Source organism: Pseudomonas sp. TWRC1-2 (assembly GCF_049896685.1).
In the GTDB taxonomy this organism is placed as follows: domain Bacteria; phylum Pseudomonadota; class Gammaproteobacteria; order Pseudomonadales; family Pseudomonadaceae; genus Aquipseudomonas.
The window spans coordinates 470,716-484,597 of record NZ_JAFCUU010000003.1; the positions used below are offsets into that span (position 1 = coordinate 470,716).

The 13,882-nt window shown below is 60.3% G+C and carries 16 protein-coding genes; 9 read left to right on the forward strand and 7 right to left on the reverse strand.

Going from position 1 to position 13,882, the window contains the following annotated elements:
• The first annotated feature begins 151 nt into the window (after positions 1 to 151).
• Positions 152 to 1,258, forward strand: coding sequence for a GNAT family N-acetyltransferase (locus ACP7B3_RS11010; RefSeq protein WP_242199776.1), 1,107 nt, complete (start codon positions 152 to 154; stop codon positions 1,256 to 1,258).
• Positions 1,255 to 2,133: a hypothetical protein gene (locus ACP7B3_RS11015; protein ID WP_242199778.1), complete on the forward strand. Its 879-nt coding sequence runs from the start codon at positions 1,255 to 1,257 to the stop codon at positions 2,131 to 2,133. Before ACP7B3_RS11010 ends, ACP7B3_RS11015 begins: the two co-directional genes overlap by 4 nt.
• Here the strand turns inward: ACP7B3_RS11015 and ACP7B3_RS11020 are convergent.
• The 4 genes from ACP7B3_RS11020 to ACP7B3_RS11035 all read right to left on the reverse strand — a co-directional run bounded on the left by ACP7B3_RS11020 (position 2,111) and on the right by ACP7B3_RS11035 (position 4,769).
• Entirely contained in the window at positions 2,111 to 3,334 is a 1,224-nt protein-coding gene (locus ACP7B3_RS11020) for a DegT/DnrJ/EryC1/StrS family aminotransferase (RefSeq protein ID WP_426178786.1), read from the reverse strand. The genes ACP7B3_RS11015 and ACP7B3_RS11020 overlap by 23 nt on opposite strands.
• Positions 3,334 to 3,744 (reverse strand): DMT family transporter, encoded by a 411-nt coding sequence (locus tag ACP7B3_RS11025; RefSeq protein ID WP_145157862.1) that lies wholly within the window; start codon positions 3,742 to 3,744, stop codon positions 3,334 to 3,336. Before ACP7B3_RS11025 ends, ACP7B3_RS11020 begins: the two co-directional genes overlap by 1 nt.
• Positions 3,744 to 4,100 carry an EamA family transporter gene (locus ACP7B3_RS11030; RefSeq protein WP_145157859.1) on the reverse strand — a complete coding sequence of 119 codons (357 nt, stop codon included), beginning with the start codon at positions 4,098 to 4,100 and terminating at the stop codon, positions 3,744 to 3,746. The genes ACP7B3_RS11025 and ACP7B3_RS11030 overlap by 1 nt, the downstream gene beginning before the upstream one ends.
• A 90-nt stretch (positions 4,101 to 4,190) precedes the next feature.
• Positions 4,191 to 4,769 carry a DUF6436 domain-containing protein gene (locus ACP7B3_RS11035; protein ID WP_426178787.1) on the reverse strand — a complete coding sequence of 193 codons (579 nt, stop codon included), beginning with the start codon at positions 4,767 to 4,769 and terminating at the stop codon, positions 4,191 to 4,193.
• A gap of 99 nt (positions 4,770 to 4,868) precedes the next feature.
• On the opposite strand from ACP7B3_RS11035, the gene ACP7B3_RS11040 reads away from it, so the two are divergent.
• Entirely contained in the window at positions 4,869 to 5,810 is a 942-nt protein-coding gene (locus tag ACP7B3_RS11040; RefSeq protein ID WP_426178788.1) for an alpha/beta hydrolase, read from the forward strand.
• A gap of 105 nt (positions 5,811 to 5,915) precedes the next feature.
• Here ACP7B3_RS11040 and ACP7B3_RS11045 read toward each other — a convergent pair whose 3' ends face one another.
• Positions 5,916 to 6,668, reverse strand: a complete 753-nt coding sequence (locus tag ACP7B3_RS11045; RefSeq protein ID WP_106575734.1) for a DUF2059 domain-containing protein — start codon at positions 6,666 to 6,668, stop codon at positions 5,916 to 5,918.
• Positions 6,669 to 6,799: 131 nt separating this feature from the next.
• Here ACP7B3_RS11045 and ACP7B3_RS11050 point away from each other — a divergent pair, with 131 nt between their 5' ends.
• Both ACP7B3_RS11050 and ACP7B3_RS11055 read left to right on the forward strand, forming a co-directional pair.
• A complete protein-coding gene (locus tag ACP7B3_RS11050; protein ID WP_145158572.1) occupies positions 6,800 to 7,432 on the forward strand; it encodes a 2OG-Fe(II) oxygenase in 633 nt (210 codons plus the stop codon).
• A gap of 2 nt (positions 7,433 to 7,434) precedes the next feature.
• On the forward strand, positions 7,435 to 7,917 hold the full coding sequence (locus tag ACP7B3_RS11055; RefSeq protein ID WP_404485759.1) for a DUF523 domain-containing protein: 483 nt from the start codon (positions 7,435 to 7,437) through the stop codon (positions 7,915 to 7,917).
• Between the two features lie 114 nt (positions 7,918 to 8,031).
• On the opposite strand, the gene ACP7B3_RS11060 is transcribed toward ACP7B3_RS11055, so the two are convergent.
• Positions 8,032 to 8,526 carry a transporter substrate-binding domain-containing protein gene (locus ACP7B3_RS11060; protein ID WP_145157845.1) on the reverse strand — a complete coding sequence of 165 codons (495 nt, stop codon included), beginning with the start codon at positions 8,524 to 8,526 and terminating at the stop codon, positions 8,032 to 8,034.
• Between the two features lie 134 nt (positions 8,527 to 8,660).
• Between ACP7B3_RS11060 and ACP7B3_RS11065 the strand changes: the two genes are divergently transcribed.
• Positions 8,661 to 9,101 carry a DUF4399 domain-containing protein gene (locus ACP7B3_RS11065; RefSeq protein WP_106575730.1) on the forward strand — a complete coding sequence of 147 codons (441 nt, stop codon included), beginning with the start codon at positions 8,661 to 8,663 and terminating at the stop codon, positions 9,099 to 9,101.
• 63 nt (positions 9,102 to 9,164) lie between these two features.
• Here ACP7B3_RS11065 and serA read toward each other — a convergent pair whose 3' ends face one another.
• Entirely contained in the window at positions 9,165 to 10,394 is a 1,230-nt protein-coding gene (gene serA / locus ACP7B3_RS11070) for a phosphoglycerate dehydrogenase (RefSeq protein WP_010167810.1), read from the reverse strand.
• Between the two features lie 205 nt (positions 10,395 to 10,599).
• Between serA and ACP7B3_RS11075 the strand changes: the two genes are divergently transcribed.
• The 3 genes from ACP7B3_RS11075 (at position 10,600) to ACP7B3_RS11085 (ending at position 13,844) form a co-directional block, all read left to right on the forward strand.
• A complete protein-coding gene (locus ACP7B3_RS11075; protein WP_426178789.1) occupies positions 10,600 to 11,994 on the forward strand; it encodes an FAD-binding oxidoreductase in 1,395 nt (464 codons plus the stop codon).
• A 22-nt stretch (positions 11,995 to 12,016) separates the two neighbouring features.
• Positions 12,017 to 12,682 carry a fumarylacetoacetate hydrolase family protein gene (locus ACP7B3_RS11080; protein ID WP_404485753.1) on the forward strand — a complete coding sequence of 222 codons (666 nt, stop codon included), beginning with the start codon at positions 12,017 to 12,019 and terminating at the stop codon, positions 12,680 to 12,682.
• 238 nt (positions 12,683 to 12,920) lie between these two features.
• A complete protein-coding gene (locus ACP7B3_RS11085; RefSeq protein ID WP_426178790.1) occupies positions 12,921 to 13,844 on the forward strand; it encodes an SdiA-regulated domain-containing protein in 924 nt (307 codons plus the stop codon).
• Positions 13,845 to 13,882: the final 38 nt, after the last annotated feature.

Here is a 13,882-nt window from a genome sequence, read left to right on the forward strand (position 1 = left end):
CTTGGTCATTCACCTTTCAAGTCAGCGGAGTCTAATAGGTTTTTGACGGGTGCTGAGGGAAATGCTGATGTGCCTTGCCGACAGCCGAGGTTCAAGTGGAGAACACCCCATAGGCAGTATTATCCCACCTGTCATCTTTGAGCTTTTTGTCATGACTTGCGCCACGCAACCACTGTCAGACTCCAGCCGCCCCGAGGCTACCTACGCGTGCTGCCTGGAGGCGCCATCGCTGATCGGGCGCTTTTTGCAGCACCCGCCAGTGGGCTTTGACGTGCACCTGTCCGAACAGGGCCTGCCGTACTTCTTCACCCCCTTCGACCTGCTGACCACCGCCGACGACGCGTTCGTGAAGCGTGTGCGCAACTGGCCTGGTTATACGCTCTGGAATGCGTGGCTGCGGATCGACAGCTGCTTTGTCGGCACCACGGTCAGCGAATACTCGCCGTTCCCCCAGGCCGTTTCGCCTCAGGCTCTGGCGCAGTGGCTGCAACATGAGTGCGCACCCCAGCGCAGACTCACCGTCATCAAAGACGTGCCCTGCAACTCGCCGCTGCTCAGCGACGCGGACAACCGCTACGCGCAGGCTCTGATCGATGACTGCACCCGACGCGGCTTCATCAGCCTGGAAGGCCAGGCGCTGGCGTATGTACCGATCAACTTCAGCACGGTCGACGAATACCTCGCGCGCTTGTCCCACAGCCGTCGGCGCAATATCCGACGCAAACTGCGCAGCCGTGAGGCGATGCACGTGGAAATCCTGGAAACCGGCGATGAGCGTTTCGACGATGACGCCTGGCTCGCGCAGTTGTACGCGCTGTACCGGGCCGTCTACGACCAGAGCGAGATCCATTTTGACCTGCTCACGCCGGAGTTCTTCCGTGGCGTGCTGCGGGACGCCAGCAGCAGCGGGCGGGTGTTCTGTTACTGGCACTGCGACGAACTGATCGGCTACAACCTGTGCTACGTGGAGGGCGACAAGCTGCTCGACAAGTACATCGGCCTCAACTACCCGCAAGCGCTGGAGTTCAACCTGTACTTTGTCAGCTGGTTTGTGAACCTGGAGTACGCGGTGGCCAATGGGCTGAAGTTTTACGTGGCCGGCTGGACCGACCCACAGGTCAAGGCCAGCCTCGGCGCCGACTTCACCTTCACCCGCCACCTGGTCTGGGTGCGTAACCCGCTGTTGCGCAAACTGGGCAACCGGTTCCGCCATCACTTTGAAAGCGATGCCCAGTGGCAACAGGAGTACACTTCATGAGCCAGGATCGACCGCCGCTGATTCTGGATTTCGACGGCGCCGTCAGTGACATTCCCGGCGCACTGACCCTGCCACTGCAGGCCTGGCAGGAAAAAATCCGCTTCGGCTGCCGTTGGGCGCAGTTCCGGGAGCTGGAGACGGCCCTGCACGCACAGATGCCCGGCGACTATGGCTGTGTGTTTACCGGCAGCGGCGACTATCACCACCTCAGCCAGTTGTTGCTGAACCGACTGCCCAGCCAGCAGAAGTTCCAGCTGATCATTTGCGACAACCATCCGGACAACATGCGCTATCCATTCGGCATTCACTGCGGTTCGTGGGTCTACTGGGCCAGCCGGTTGCCGCAGGTCGAGCACGTGCATGTGCTGGGTATCGGCTCGCAGGATATCGGCCTGGGCCATGCCTGGGAGAATCACTGGTCGCCGCTGCTCAAGCGCAAATTGACCTACTGGAATATCAACGTCGACACGCGCTGGATGAACTGGGTCGGCGCCGGTCGCAGCAATCGCGCGTTCAGTCATCCGGATGAATTGATGCGCGCGTTCCTGGCGCAGTTTGACCGTTCGCTGCCGGTGTACCTGTCGATCGACAAAGACGTGTTGAGCCCCGAGGTGGTCAACACCAATTGGGATCAGGGTGAGTTTCTGGAGCAACACTTGAACGAGCTGATCGACGCCTGCGAGGGGCGGATCATCGGCGCGGACATTACCGGCGATGTGTCGGCCTATCACTATGAAAGCAAGTTCAAGCGCTGGCTAAGCGCCTCCGATGGTCAGGAAGCGTTGCCTGAGGCGCAGGTGCAGATCTGGCAACAGCAGCAGAACGCGTTGAACAGCCGGTTGGTGGCGCGCATCAATCAAGGCTGGCGACGATAGCCTTCAGTTGGGTCAGTATCTTTTCGAAGTGTGCGTCGGTCAGCCAATGGCTGTTGCTGATCGACAGCGTGCGCGTGGCGAAGGCTTGGGCCTGGGTCATGTCGCTGCCAGACTGTAACAGCGGGGCCACGGCCGGGTAGTCCGGCAAGGTGTGGATAAACAGGCGGGTCACACCCAGCCCTGAGGTCCACAGCTGCGTCATCGCCGCATCACGCATGTGTGCCGACGGCATCATCACCATCAGAAACGGCCAGGTGCCTTGCTGCCCCGGCCGGTCCATTACGACTGAGACACCGGGCAAGGCATTCAAGCGTGCGGCGCGTTGCAGTGCCCGGTTGCGGCCTTGTTGCAGGTGATCGGGCAAACGAGCCAGCGCGGCGGCGCCGACCTTCTGGCGATAGGCGCCTAGGCGGTGTAGCGGGATGTCATTGACCGAAAAGTCGTCGCCCACGGCGGCCACTTCATCGCCTTGCGCCAGCGCCGCACGCAACCCTTTGCCGTACACGTAGTACAAACCGCGCGGCTGATAGGCCAGGGCGTAACCCCACAGTTCAGCGGTGCGTTGCAGCTCCCAGCGCAGGCTGAATGGCAGGTCCTGCCGGCATTGCCGGTGCAGCGCCTGATGCAGCACCGGGTCGCGGCTGAACAGCACGCCACCTTCGGCCGTCGTCAGGCCTTTGCCCAGCGCCATGCTGAAAAACCCCACATCACCTTTGAGCCCAACGCTGTGGCCACCGTCGAGCGCGCCCATGGCTTGCGCAGCGTCCTCGATGACCGCCGCGCCGACAGCCCCGGCAATGCGCTTGGCGGTATCGACATCGGCCACACGTCCTGCCAAGTGAGTGACCACCACGGCCAGGGTGTTCTCGTCGCACAACTGCGTCAGTTGCTGTTCATCCAGGTCAATGCTGTCGGGCTGTAGATCGCAAGGCACCACGCGCAATGGCGGGCAGTAATAGGCGGCCAGTGCCACCAGCGGGCAGGTGTAGGCGGGCACGATAAGTTGGGTGCGGCCGGGCATGCGTTGCTGTAAGACGCGCAGCGCGATGATCAGCGCCGCCGTGCCGGAGCAGGGCAGTGCTGGCAGTGGGATAGAGAATTGGCGGGCCAGCAATTCGGCCAGGTTGCCCGAGCGTGCGAGTAAATCTTGCCAGCGCAAAGGAAGCCCCGCAGTTGGCGGGATTTCCCAATGGCGGCTCATCACGCCGGGGCCTGCGACGGCTCGACCTCAAGCTGCTTGCTCTCTTTGTCTTCGCTGCGCGCCAGGCAGAGAATGCCCGCAATAATCAGCGCGCCGCCAATGATTTTAGGCAGGGTCAGGGTGTCATCGAACAGCCACACGGAGATCAGCGTCACGCTGATCAGCTCCAGGTGGGAGGCGGCAAACGCCGGGCCCACCGGTGCGTATTTGAGCAGCGTCATCCAGGTAAAGAACGCGCCGATATAGCCGACGAAGGCGCCGTAGATCCACGGCGCGCCGAACACGCGAATCAGCCAGGCTGCATCCATCGTCAGGGGCTCGGCATGCACCGAGGCGAATTTGAAGCTGACCTGCGCCAAAGTGTCGAAAATGATCAGCGCGAGAAAACCCAGGATGTAGAAACGTTTCATCATTCAAACCCTACGACAGTCACGCCACAGGCGATCAGCATGATGCCGATCAGGCGCCATTTGCTCAGGCGCTCTTTGAACAGAAAACGCCCGGCAATCATGATCACGACAATATTGATCGAACCCAGCATCACACCCACCGACAGCGGCACGAGTGTGAGGAACGCCAGCCACAACACGAATTCGAAGACATAACAGATCACGCCGAGCCAGATCCACGGACGCTTGAGCATGTGCTTCCAGTGAGCCAGCCCGTCATGTTCGGCGCTGGCCGAGGCGGCGGCTTTAAAGGCCAGTTGGCCGGACGTGTCAACGATAACGTTGAGCATCCAGAGGATGATGGTTAACTGGCTCATGTATTCCTATGCTTACAAACTCTGCGAAATCCTACGATACAACAGGCTGTTGATCGGGTGATTGGAGTTTGCCAGTTGAACAGCCTGTGTTCAGTTTGAGGCCTTGCTCCACGCACAGTAGCAGCCCACCGCCAGCGTGTGGGTCGCGTCTACTTCGCGCCCGGCCTCAAGGGCTTGCAGGATCGGCTCGATAAAACTGTTGCTGGAATTGCACGTGAGCCCTTCGCTGTACGGCCCGAAATACGCAAGTTTGCCGCTTCGGTCCCAGATTCCGACGGCAGGTGTGGCCGGTATCTGCTCGGCACCGGACAGGGCATTGAGGGGTTTCATCTTGCGCAGGTTGTCGGGCAGTTGGCCGTGGCTGCCGGCCTTTTGCAGAGCGTAGAACTCGACGCCTTGGGGCGCGTAGTGCTCCATCAACTCGCCCAGGTGTTGCTGGTTGCCAACGTTGCACGGGCAGGCCGGGTCCCAGAAGTGCACCAGGCGAATCGGGCCTGGGCCGGCAAGTTCGGCGGGCAGGCGCAGTGCGTCGCCGGAAAACACCGCCGTGTGCTCACTGAATGCGCGCAGGTAGCGACCCTGGAACCAGTCATACGCCGCCCACAGCACGCCGGCGCAGATGACCAGGATCAGGCTGGCGAACAAGGCGGAACGGTAGGGCTGTCGCATTCAGATCAATCCTCGAAGGTCGCGTAGCTTGCCATGCTTGTCCTGACAGATGAATATCGCAGCTCGATATTCATCTTCACCGTCAGTCTGGAACCCTTTATGCCTGTGAGCTTTGACCCCGATCATCTGCGCGAAAGCTTGCGGCCACTTGTGGATGCGCAACCGCTCAGCGCCGAGGCGCGGGTCTACCAGCGCTTCTACGGGCTGGACCTGGCCGCGCGCAAAGTACCGGCGGTGAGCCGCCTGGGGCGTTTCGATGTGGATGGCTTCCACGTGGTGGCGCAGGTGTGGTGGCCACCTCAGCCCGTGGCAACCATGTTCGTGTTCCACGGCTTCTACGACCATATGGGTCTGTACCGTCATGTGGTGAACTGGGCGCTGGACCAGGGCTGTGTGGTGATTGCCTGCGATCTGCCCGGCCATGGCCTGTCCAGCGGCGCACGCGCCAGCATCGATGATTTTGCGGTGTACCAGAACGTGGTGCAGGCGCTGTTTGCCCAGGCCACGGCGCTGCAATTGCCGCAGCCCTGGCATCTGTTCGGGCAAAGCACCGGCGGCGCAGTGGTGGTGGACCATGTGCTCCATCACGGCGCCGACAGCCCGGCGCAGGGCAAGACCTTCCTGCTGTCACCCTTGGTGCGCCCGCGTGCGTGGGGTTGGTCGCAGGTCAGCTATTACCTGCTGCGGCCCTTCGTCAAAGGCATCGCGCGGCGGTTCAGCGAGAACACCAATGACCCTGCGTTCAAGCCGTTCCTGGAAGCTGACCCGCTGCAGCCGCGCCACTTGCCGACCGCCTGGGTGGGCGCGCTGGCACGCTGGATCAAGCGCATCGAAGCCGCACCGCGCAGCCCACGGCGGCCGGTGATTGTGCAGGGTGAGGAAGACATGACGGTGGACTGGCAGCACAACTTGCAGGTGCTGCGGGGCAAGTTTGATCAGCCTGAAGTGTTGATGATCCCGCGTGGCAGGCATCATTTGGCGAATGAGATTGCGGAGATTCGCGAGGAGTATTTCAGCTTTCTCACGGACCATCTGAAGTAACACCATTCAAATGTGGGAGCGGGCTTGCTCGCGAAAGCGGAGTGTCAGTCAACTAATTTGCTAACTGACACACTGCATTCGCGAGCAAGCCCGCTCCCACATTGGTTACTGCGACAGGCTTGAGGTGCTCTGGCCTACTGCAAGCCCTGCGCGAATGGCTGCCAACGCCGCCTTGTAATACGCCCGACCTTCCGGCGACTCGGCAAACGTGGCGAATTCTTCCAGTTCCGGGTCAGACAAATCCCGATAGACGTACAGCAACGTGTTGTTCAGGTCATTGCCGATCTGCTGCATCAGCCGCTCACGCTGCCCATTCAACATGCCCTGAGCCTGCCCACCGCCCAACAGGCCCGGAATCATCTGGCTCAAGCTGTCGGCGGCCACACCGGCAATCGCCAGGCTGACTTCCGCACCGGCTTCACGGGCAGGCAGCGCCTGGGCCAGGTGGCCGATGATCAGGCTGCGAGTGGCATCGGCCTCGATGTGTGGCAGGCCTTGGGCGTTTTTCGCCAACTGGTCGCGGCGCGTAGCCAGCAACTCGGCGGCGACAATCTTGCGGCCCAGCGGCGATTGGAAAAACGCCAGGGCGGGTTTCGGGTCCGCCAGGTTCTTGCGCAATTGCGCCTCGGCACGCTGGTCCACGGCCTGGGCGGCAAAGCGTTTATTGCTGTTGTCCACCAGCGCCTGGTACACCGCCGGCGGCAGGCTGTTGCGGTAGCGTTGCTGAGCGGCACTCAGAGCGTCATTGAAATGCGCACGCTGTTCGGCCCAGCCGGCGACCTTGTACAACTGGTCATGGCCGTCTGCCCAAGCGGGCAAAACGCAGAACATCAGCACGGAAAAAAACAAACGACGCATATGGACTCCTGTCAGTCGGCCACTATTGTCCGTGTCGGGCGTAGGATTTGTCGAGAAATCCTATCGGTCACCTGACTAAAGTGTATTCAGACGCTCGGCGGCTCTGTCGGATTCACAGGCGTATGGATACTATGCGCGCCATGCAAATACCCCTCGATCATCCCCTGCTGCAACGCATTGTCGACGACCTGGCCGAAAAAGGCTGGTCGCAGCAGAACGGCTTCCTGCCCCAGGCTCTGACCCTGGAACTGGCGGCTGAGTGCCGTAAACGTGCGGCTGAGGGGGAATTGGCACCCGCAGCCGTAGGACGCGGGCCGGCCCAGGAGATTCGCGAGGGTATTCGCGGTGACCGTATCCAGTGGTTGGAAGAGGGTGATGCAGCGGTCTGCGAGACCTACATGGGCGTGATGGACAGCCTGCGGTCGGCCATGAACCGCGGGCTGTTCCTGGGCCTGGAAGATTTCGAAAGCCACTTTGCGATGTACCCCCCGGGTGCGTTTTACCTCAAGCACCTGGACCGCTTTCGCGATGATGACCGGCGCATGGTCTCGGCGGTGGTCTACTTGAACGATGCCTGGCTGCCCGAACATGGCGGCCAGCTGCGCATGTACCTCAAGGGCGGCGTCGAATACGACGTGGTGCCCACCGGCGGTAGCCTGGTGGTGTTCCTGTCCGGGGAGGTGCCCCACGAAGTCCTGCCCGCCACGCGCGAACGCCTGTCCCTGACCGGCTGGTTTCGCCGGCGGGGTAACGAGCCGTTTTAAACATGGAAAAGATTCTGATCAGTCGCTGCCTGCTCGGGCACAAAGTGCGCTACGACGGCGGCGCCAGCGGCCCGTTTGATCAATTGGCGGCGTGGCAGGCTGAAGGCCGTGTGGTTGCGATCTGCCCGGAAGTGTCGGGCGGTTTGCCGACGCCCCGGCCCTCTGCCGAAATCCCGGGCGGGCAGGGCATCGATGTGTGGGAGGGCCGTGCCCAGGTGCTGACCGCTGAAGGTGAAGACTTCAGCGCCGCCTTTCTCGATGGCGCCCGCCAAGCCCTGGCGCTGGTGCAACGCCACAATATCCGTGTCGCCATTCTCAAGGCCAATAGCCCGTCCTGCGGCAACGTGCTGACCTATGACGGCACGTTCACTGGGGTTAAGGTCAGCGGCGAAGGCGTGACGGCGGCGTTGCTCAAGCGCCACGGCGTGTTGGTGTTCAGTGAGCTGGAGCTGCCTGAGGCGGCTGCGGCCTTGGCCCAACGCTAAACCCTCCCCTGAATCAACATGTGGGAGCGGGCTTGCTCGCGAAGGCGGTGCGTCAGTCACCGTTTCTGGTACTGACACTGCGTCTTCGCGGGCAAGCCCGCTCCCACAATTGATCTAGGGTGTCTTGAGGACCGGTGTGTCGCCTTCAAACCACTTCTGCGTCAGCGCCTTCAAGCGACCATCCGCCTTCACCTGCTGCAACGCCTTGTCCAGGCTGTTTTTGAACGCCGGGTTGCCCTTTTGGAAGGGAATGGCCAGCTCAGGTGTTTCCTTGTAGGGATCGCTGAAATCGAAACGATCCTGCAGCTCGGCAGTCATAGCGATATGGTTGATGGCTACGTCGTACTTGCCGGTTTCAACGCCTGGCAGCATGTCGGCGTCATCGGTGGTGATGAATGAGGGGCGCACATCCATTTCCTTCGCCAGCTGCTCGCCCAGTTCCACTTCAAAGCCGGTGAGCTTGTCGCCGTCCTTGAAGTTGAACGGCGGTGTGTTGGCCTCCAGGGCGATGCGCAGTTCGCCACGATCAAACACATCATCAATCAATTCGGCGTGAGCCAAGGGGCTCAGAAGGGGCAGCAAAAGTACAAGGCCAGGCGAAAAGCGCATGGTCGCTCCTGATGAATTCGTCTACGCGAGGGGCCGTTCAGCATCGCTTTGCTATGGTGTTGAGTGCCTTGGACAGCAATTTGTCGCGAAGTTGTCATAACCCTACAGATTTCATAGAAAAACTGGAGAAGCGAATGAAAGCCTTTTTGTCCCGTGCCACCCTGGCCAGCGTTCTGCTGGGTGCTTCGATGTTGGCTACCGCTGCTGACGGTATCCCACGCAGCGCGCCGCCTGAAGGCGCCAAAGTCTTTATCGTGTCGCCAAAAGACGGCGCCACTGTCGATAAAACCTTCACCGTCAAATTCGGCATGGAAGGCTTGAAACTGGCCCCGGCCACCAGCCAGGACCCAGGCACCGGCCACCACCACCTGCTGATCGACCAGAAAGAGCTGCCTGACGCCAGCGTGCCGATCCCGGCCACCGACACCGTGATCCACTACGGCAAGGCCCAGACCGAAACCGAGCTGACCCTCACACCTGGCAAGCACACCCTGCAGCTGGTAGCCGGCGACAAACTGCACATGCAGTTCAACCCGACTGTAGCCTCGAAAGTCATCACGGTTAACGTCAAGTAAGATTTGTTCAGATGTGAAAAAGGGAGCCCCGAGGGGCTCCCTTTTTTGTGCTGCGTTGAAACCTTAGAACAACACGCGGCTACGAATCGTGCCGTTGATGTGCTGCAGCTTCTCTTGCGCCAGGTCCGAGTACTCGGCGTCGACGTCGATGACCACGTAGCCGACTTTCTCATTGGTCTGCAGGAACTGACCGGAGATGTTGATACCGTTTTCTGCGAAGACCTTGTTGATCTCCATCATCACGCCAGGGATGTTCTGGTGGATGTGCAGCAGACGGTGCTTGCCAGGGTGAGCCGGAAGCGCCACTTCCGGGAAGTTGACCGAGGACACCGAGGTACCGTTGTCGCTGTACTTGACCAGCTTTTCCGACACTTCCAGGCCGATGTTGGCTTGGGCTTCAGCGGTGGAACCGCCGATGTGCGGGGTCAGGATCACGTTGTCCAGGCCACGCAGCGGGCTTTCGAAGATGTCGTCGTTGGAGCGTGGCTCCACCGGGAACACGTCGATCGCGGCGCCGATCAGGTGCTTGTCCTTGATCGCGTCAGCCAGGGCGTCCAGCTCAACCACGGTGCCGCGCGCAGCGTTGATCAGGATGCCGCCTTTCTTGATGGCGCGGATTTCCTTCTCGCCGATCATCCACTGGGTCTCAGCGGTTTCCGGTACGTGCAGGGTGACGATGTCGGACATGCCCAGCAGCTCGGTCAGGCTCGACACTTGAGTGGCGTTGCCCAGCGGCAGCTTGGTCAGGGTGTCGTAGAAGAACACCTGCATGCCCAGGCCTTCGGCCAGAACCGACAACTGTGTGCCGATCGAGCCATAGCCGACGATACCCAGCTTCTTGCCGCGGATTTCGAAGGAGTTGGCCGCGCTTTTGATCCAGCCGCCACGGTGGCAGGAAGCGTTCTTCTCAGGGATGCCGCGCAGCAACAGGATGGCCTCGGCCAATACCAGCTCCGCAACGGAACGGGTGTTGGAGTACGGTGCGTTGAACACCGCGATGCCGCGCTCGCGCGCTGCGTTGAGGTCGACCTGGTTGGTGCCGATGCAGAAACAGCCGACAGCCACGAGTTTCTTGGCGTGGTCGAAGATCTCTTCGGTCAGCTGAGTGCGGGAGCGAATGCCGATAAAGTGCGCGTCGGCGATCTTTTCCTTTAACTGGGCTTCCGGCAGAGAACTGGTGATGTACTCAATGCTGGAGTACCCAGCGGCCTTCAGTACGTCGACAGCCGATGGGTGGACGCCTTCCAGAAGAAGGAACTTGATCTTGCTCTTATCGAGAGAAGTCTTGCTCATCTGCGTAAACCTGTATCCCGGAGAAAAATGGCAGGGAATCGAGCAGCGCAAGCTGACCCGGACGGCAGGAAAGCCGTCACCGCAGAAACGCCCTTGGGCTCTGTCCTGCGGGGGCGGTATGCTAGCATACGTGCCCCGCTAAACACCCATTCCTGCGACGTGAAGCGTTCTCAGGATGACCATGAATTGTTCGAGAGTTCTGTCGATGACCCATCCTGCCCTGATTGATGAGCTGAAGACCCTGGTTGAGCCTGGCAAAGTGCTGACCGATGCAGACTCCCTGGAGGCTTACGGCAAGGATTGGACCAAGCACTTCGCACCCGCGCCTTGCGCCATTGTGTTCCCCAAGACCACCGAGCAAGTGCAAGCCATCGTGCGTTGGGCCAACGAACACAAGGTTGCGCTGGTGCCTTCCGGCGGCCGCACTGGCCTGTCGGCTGCGGCGGTGGCGGCGAATGGCGAAGTGGTGGTGTCGTTCGACTACATGAACCAGATTCTCGAAGTGAACCTCACCGACCGCACCGCCGTGTGTCAGCCGGGTGTGGTCACCAAGCAATTGCAGAACGTCGCTGAAGAAAAAGGTCTTTATTACCCGGTGGATTTCGCGTCGTCCGGTTCGAGCCAGATTGGCGGCAATATCGGCACCAATGCCGGCGGGATCAAGGTCATTCGCTACGGCATGACCCGTAACTGGGTGGCCGGCATGAAAGTGGTCACCGGCAAGGGTGATGTGCTGGAACTGAACCGCGACCTGATCAAGAACGCCACCGGCTACGACATGCGCCAGCTGTTCATCGGCGCTGAAGGCACTTTGGGCTTTGTGGTCGAAGCCACCATGCGCCTGGACCGTGCGCCGAAAAACCTCACCGCCATGGTGCTCGGTACCACGGATTTCGACTCGATCATGCCGGTGCTGCACGCGTTCCAGAGCAAGCTGGACCTGACCGCCTTCGAATTCTTCTCCGACAAAGCCTTGGCCAAGGTCATGGGCCGTGGCGACGTGCCGGCACCGTTCGAAACCGACTGCCCGTTCTACGCGCTGCTGGAATTCGAAGCCACCACCGAAGAAGTCGCCAACCACGCCCTGGAAACCTTTGAGCATTGCGTCGAGCAAGGCTGGGTACTGGACGGAGTGATGAGCCAGAGCGAAACCCAACTGCACAACCTGTGGAAGCTGCGCGAGTACATCTCCGAGACCATTTCCCACTGGACGCCCTACAAGAACGACATCTCGGTGACTGTCTCCAAAGTGCCGGCGTTCTTGAAGGAAATCGACGCGATCGTCGGCGAACACTACCCCGATTTCGAAATTGTCTGGTTTGGCCATATCGGCGACGGCAACCTGCACCTGAACATCCTCAAGCCGGAAAACCTGAGCAAGGACGAGTTCTTCGCCAAGTGCGCCACCGTCAACAAGTGGGTGTTCGAAACCGTCGAGAAGTACAACGGCTCGATCTCCGCCGAACACGGCGTGGGCATGACCAAGCGTGATTACCTGACATACAGCCGCTCGCCGGTTGAAATCGAATACATGAAGGCAGTCAAAGCGGTGTTCGACCCTAACGGGATCATGAACCCTGGCAAGATCTTCGCTGTTTAATCGCCCCTGTAGGAGTCGTTTCATGAGCTACCAGCACAAGTACGTCGACGGCACCAACATCCACTTTCCCCTGGGCAAAGTGGTGTGCATCGGGCGTAACTACGCCGAACATGCCAAGGAACTGGACAACCCGGTGCCCACCGAACCATTGCTGTTCATCAAACCGGGCAGCTGCGTGGTCGCGCTGGAAGGCGGTTTCGCCATCCCGACCGACCGCGGTTCGGTGCACTACGAGGCGGAAATCGCGGTGTTGATCGGCAAGCCCCTGTCGAACAAACCCAGCCGTGAAGAAGTACTCGACGCTATCTCTGGCTTCGCGCCGGCCCTGGATTTGACCTTGCGCGACAAACAGGCCGAGCTGAAAGCCAAAGGCCTGCCCTGGGAAATCGCCAAGTCGTTCGATGGCGCGGCGGTGATTGCACCGTTCGTGGTCGGCAGCACGTTCCCGGACGTGACCGATATCGGTATTCGCCTGACCATCAATGGCGAAGTGCGCCAGGACGGCAACAGCTCGCAGATGCTCAACCCGATTATCCCGATGATCCAGCACATGGCTGGCTGCTTCTCGCTGCAGGCCGGTGACGTGATTCTCACCGGCACGCCGGCCGGTGTGGGGCCGCTGAATGTGGGGGATGAGCTGGTGCTGGAGTTGACGGGTGTGAGCCGTTTCGAAAGCAGCGTTCGCTAAAGACGGCATGCCTTCAAATGTGGGAGCTGGCTTGCCTGCGATAGCATCACCTCAGTGTCACTGACACACCGAGGTGCCTGCATCGCAGGCAAGCCAGCTCCCACATTGGTCTGAGTGGTCCGAAACATCTGGCTTTTGCATTTTTTTCACACGCCATCCGGATAATCCACAGCCTCCTGCGCGCGGGCCCGCTGATCCTGTGCTATCACCTAACGCTGACTTTCCGGAAAAGCGCTCAATGGCCGTGACTTTGCCCTCCGCTGCACCCAAGCCCCGTTCACGTTTTGCCCTGCGCTGGTATTCCTGGCTGTTTCTCGCCGGGGCGATTGTGTATGGCGTTGCCTGGCTCATGCATTGGGATGATCGTGGCGTACTGTGGGTGGCGGAACGCTTTGAAACGCCGGCTGAGCAGCAGGCCAGCGTCTGGCTGCCGGACTACCATGCGGTCATCGACGGCAAGTTGTTGCCCGGCATGGAGAAGGATGAGGCTTCGGATCTTTCCTACAATCCGCAGACCAAAACCCTGTTTTCCGTGATGGGCAAAAACCCGTTCCTGGTTGAGTTGAGCCTGCAAGGCGATGTGCTGCGCAAGATGCCACTCAACGGCTGGAACAACCCGGAAGGCGTGACGATGATGGAGAACGGCTTGATGGCCATTGTCGATGAGCGCATGCACACGCTCACCGTGGTGAAAGTCGATGCCGGCACCCAGCAACTGAATATCGCTGACTTCAAGAGCTACGACCTGGGCCCGTCCAAGGATCAGAACAAAGCCTTCGAAGGCATCACCTGGGACAAGCGCAATCAACAGCTCGTGCTGGGCGAGGAGCGCCCACCGGCGCTGTTCACCTGGAAAAGCGATGGCACCACGCTGACGGGCGACAAGCAAAAACTCGCCAGCACCGAGCTGGACATGCGCAACCTTTCGGCCCTTGCCGTCGATCCGCGTACTGGCCACTTGATGGCATTGTCGGCCGACTCCCACCTGTTGCTGGAGCTGGATGAAAAGGGCGAGCAAGTCAGCTTCATGACCTTGCTCGGCGGCTTCAACGGCCTCAAGCGCACCATTCCACGTGCCGAAGGCGTGACCATGGACGAGAGCGGCTCGTTGTACATGGTCAGTGAGCCGAACCTGTTCTACCGTTTCGAGAAGCAGAAATAACCCACGATTACGTCGGACATTTCCCCAATAGCGGCATT

Bases quoted from the DNA above. Each gene is read 5' to 3' on its own strand.
- ACP7B3_RS11010 (WP_242199776.1), top strand. From the start codon at position 152: ATGACTTGCGCCACGCAACCACTGTCAGACTCCAGCCGCCCCGAGGCT.
- ACP7B3_RS11015 (WP_242199778.1), top strand. From the start codon at position 1,255: ATGAGCCAGGATCGACCGCCGCTGATTCTGGATTTCGACGGCGCCGTC.
- ACP7B3_RS11020 (WP_426178786.1), bottom strand. From the start codon at position 3,334: ATGAGCCGCCATTGGGAAATCCCGCCAACTGCGGGGCTTCCTTTGCGC.
- ACP7B3_RS11025 (WP_145157862.1), bottom strand. From the start codon at position 3,744: ATGAAACGTTTCTACATCCTGGGTTTTCTCGCGCTGATCATTTTCGAC.
- ACP7B3_RS11030 (WP_145157859.1), bottom strand. From the start codon at position 4,100: ATGAGCCAGTTAACCATCATCCTCTGGATGCTCAACGTTATCGTTGAC.
- ACP7B3_RS11035 (WP_426178787.1), bottom strand. From the start codon at position 4,769: ATGCGACAGCCCTACCGTTCCGCCTTGTTCGCCAGCCTGATCCTGGTC.
- ACP7B3_RS11040 (WP_426178788.1), top strand. From the start codon at position 4,869: ATGCCTGTGAGCTTTGACCCCGATCATCTGCGCGAAAGCTTGCGGCCA.
- ACP7B3_RS11045 (WP_106575734.1), bottom strand. From the start codon at position 6,668: ATGCGTCGTTTGTTTTTTTCCGTGCTGATGTTCTGCGTTTTGCCCGCT.
- ACP7B3_RS11050 (WP_145158572.1), top strand. From the start codon at position 6,800: ATGCGCGCCATGCAAATACCCCTCGATCATCCCCTGCTGCAACGCATT.
- ACP7B3_RS11055 (WP_404485759.1), top strand. From the start codon at position 7,435: ATGGAAAAGATTCTGATCAGTCGCTGCCTGCTCGGGCACAAAGTGCGC.
- ACP7B3_RS11060 (WP_145157845.1), bottom strand. From the start codon at position 8,526: ATGCGCTTTTCGCCTGGCCTTGTACTTTTGCTGCCCCTTCTGAGCCCC.
- ACP7B3_RS11065 (WP_106575730.1), top strand. From the start codon at position 8,661: ATGAAAGCCTTTTTGTCCCGTGCCACCCTGGCCAGCGTTCTGCTGGGT.
- serA (WP_010167810.1), bottom strand. From the start codon at position 10,394: ATGAGCAAGACTTCTCTCGATAAGAGCAAGATCAAGTTCCTTCTTCTG.
- ACP7B3_RS11075 (WP_426178789.1), top strand. From the start codon at position 10,600: ATGACCCATCCTGCCCTGATTGATGAGCTGAAGACCCTGGTTGAGCCT.
- ACP7B3_RS11080 (WP_404485753.1), top strand. From the start codon at position 12,017: ATGAGCTACCAGCACAAGTACGTCGACGGCACCAACATCCACTTTCCC.
- ACP7B3_RS11085 (WP_426178790.1), top strand. From the start codon at position 12,921: ATGGCCGTGACTTTGCCCTCCGCTGCACCCAAGCCCCGTTCACGTTTT.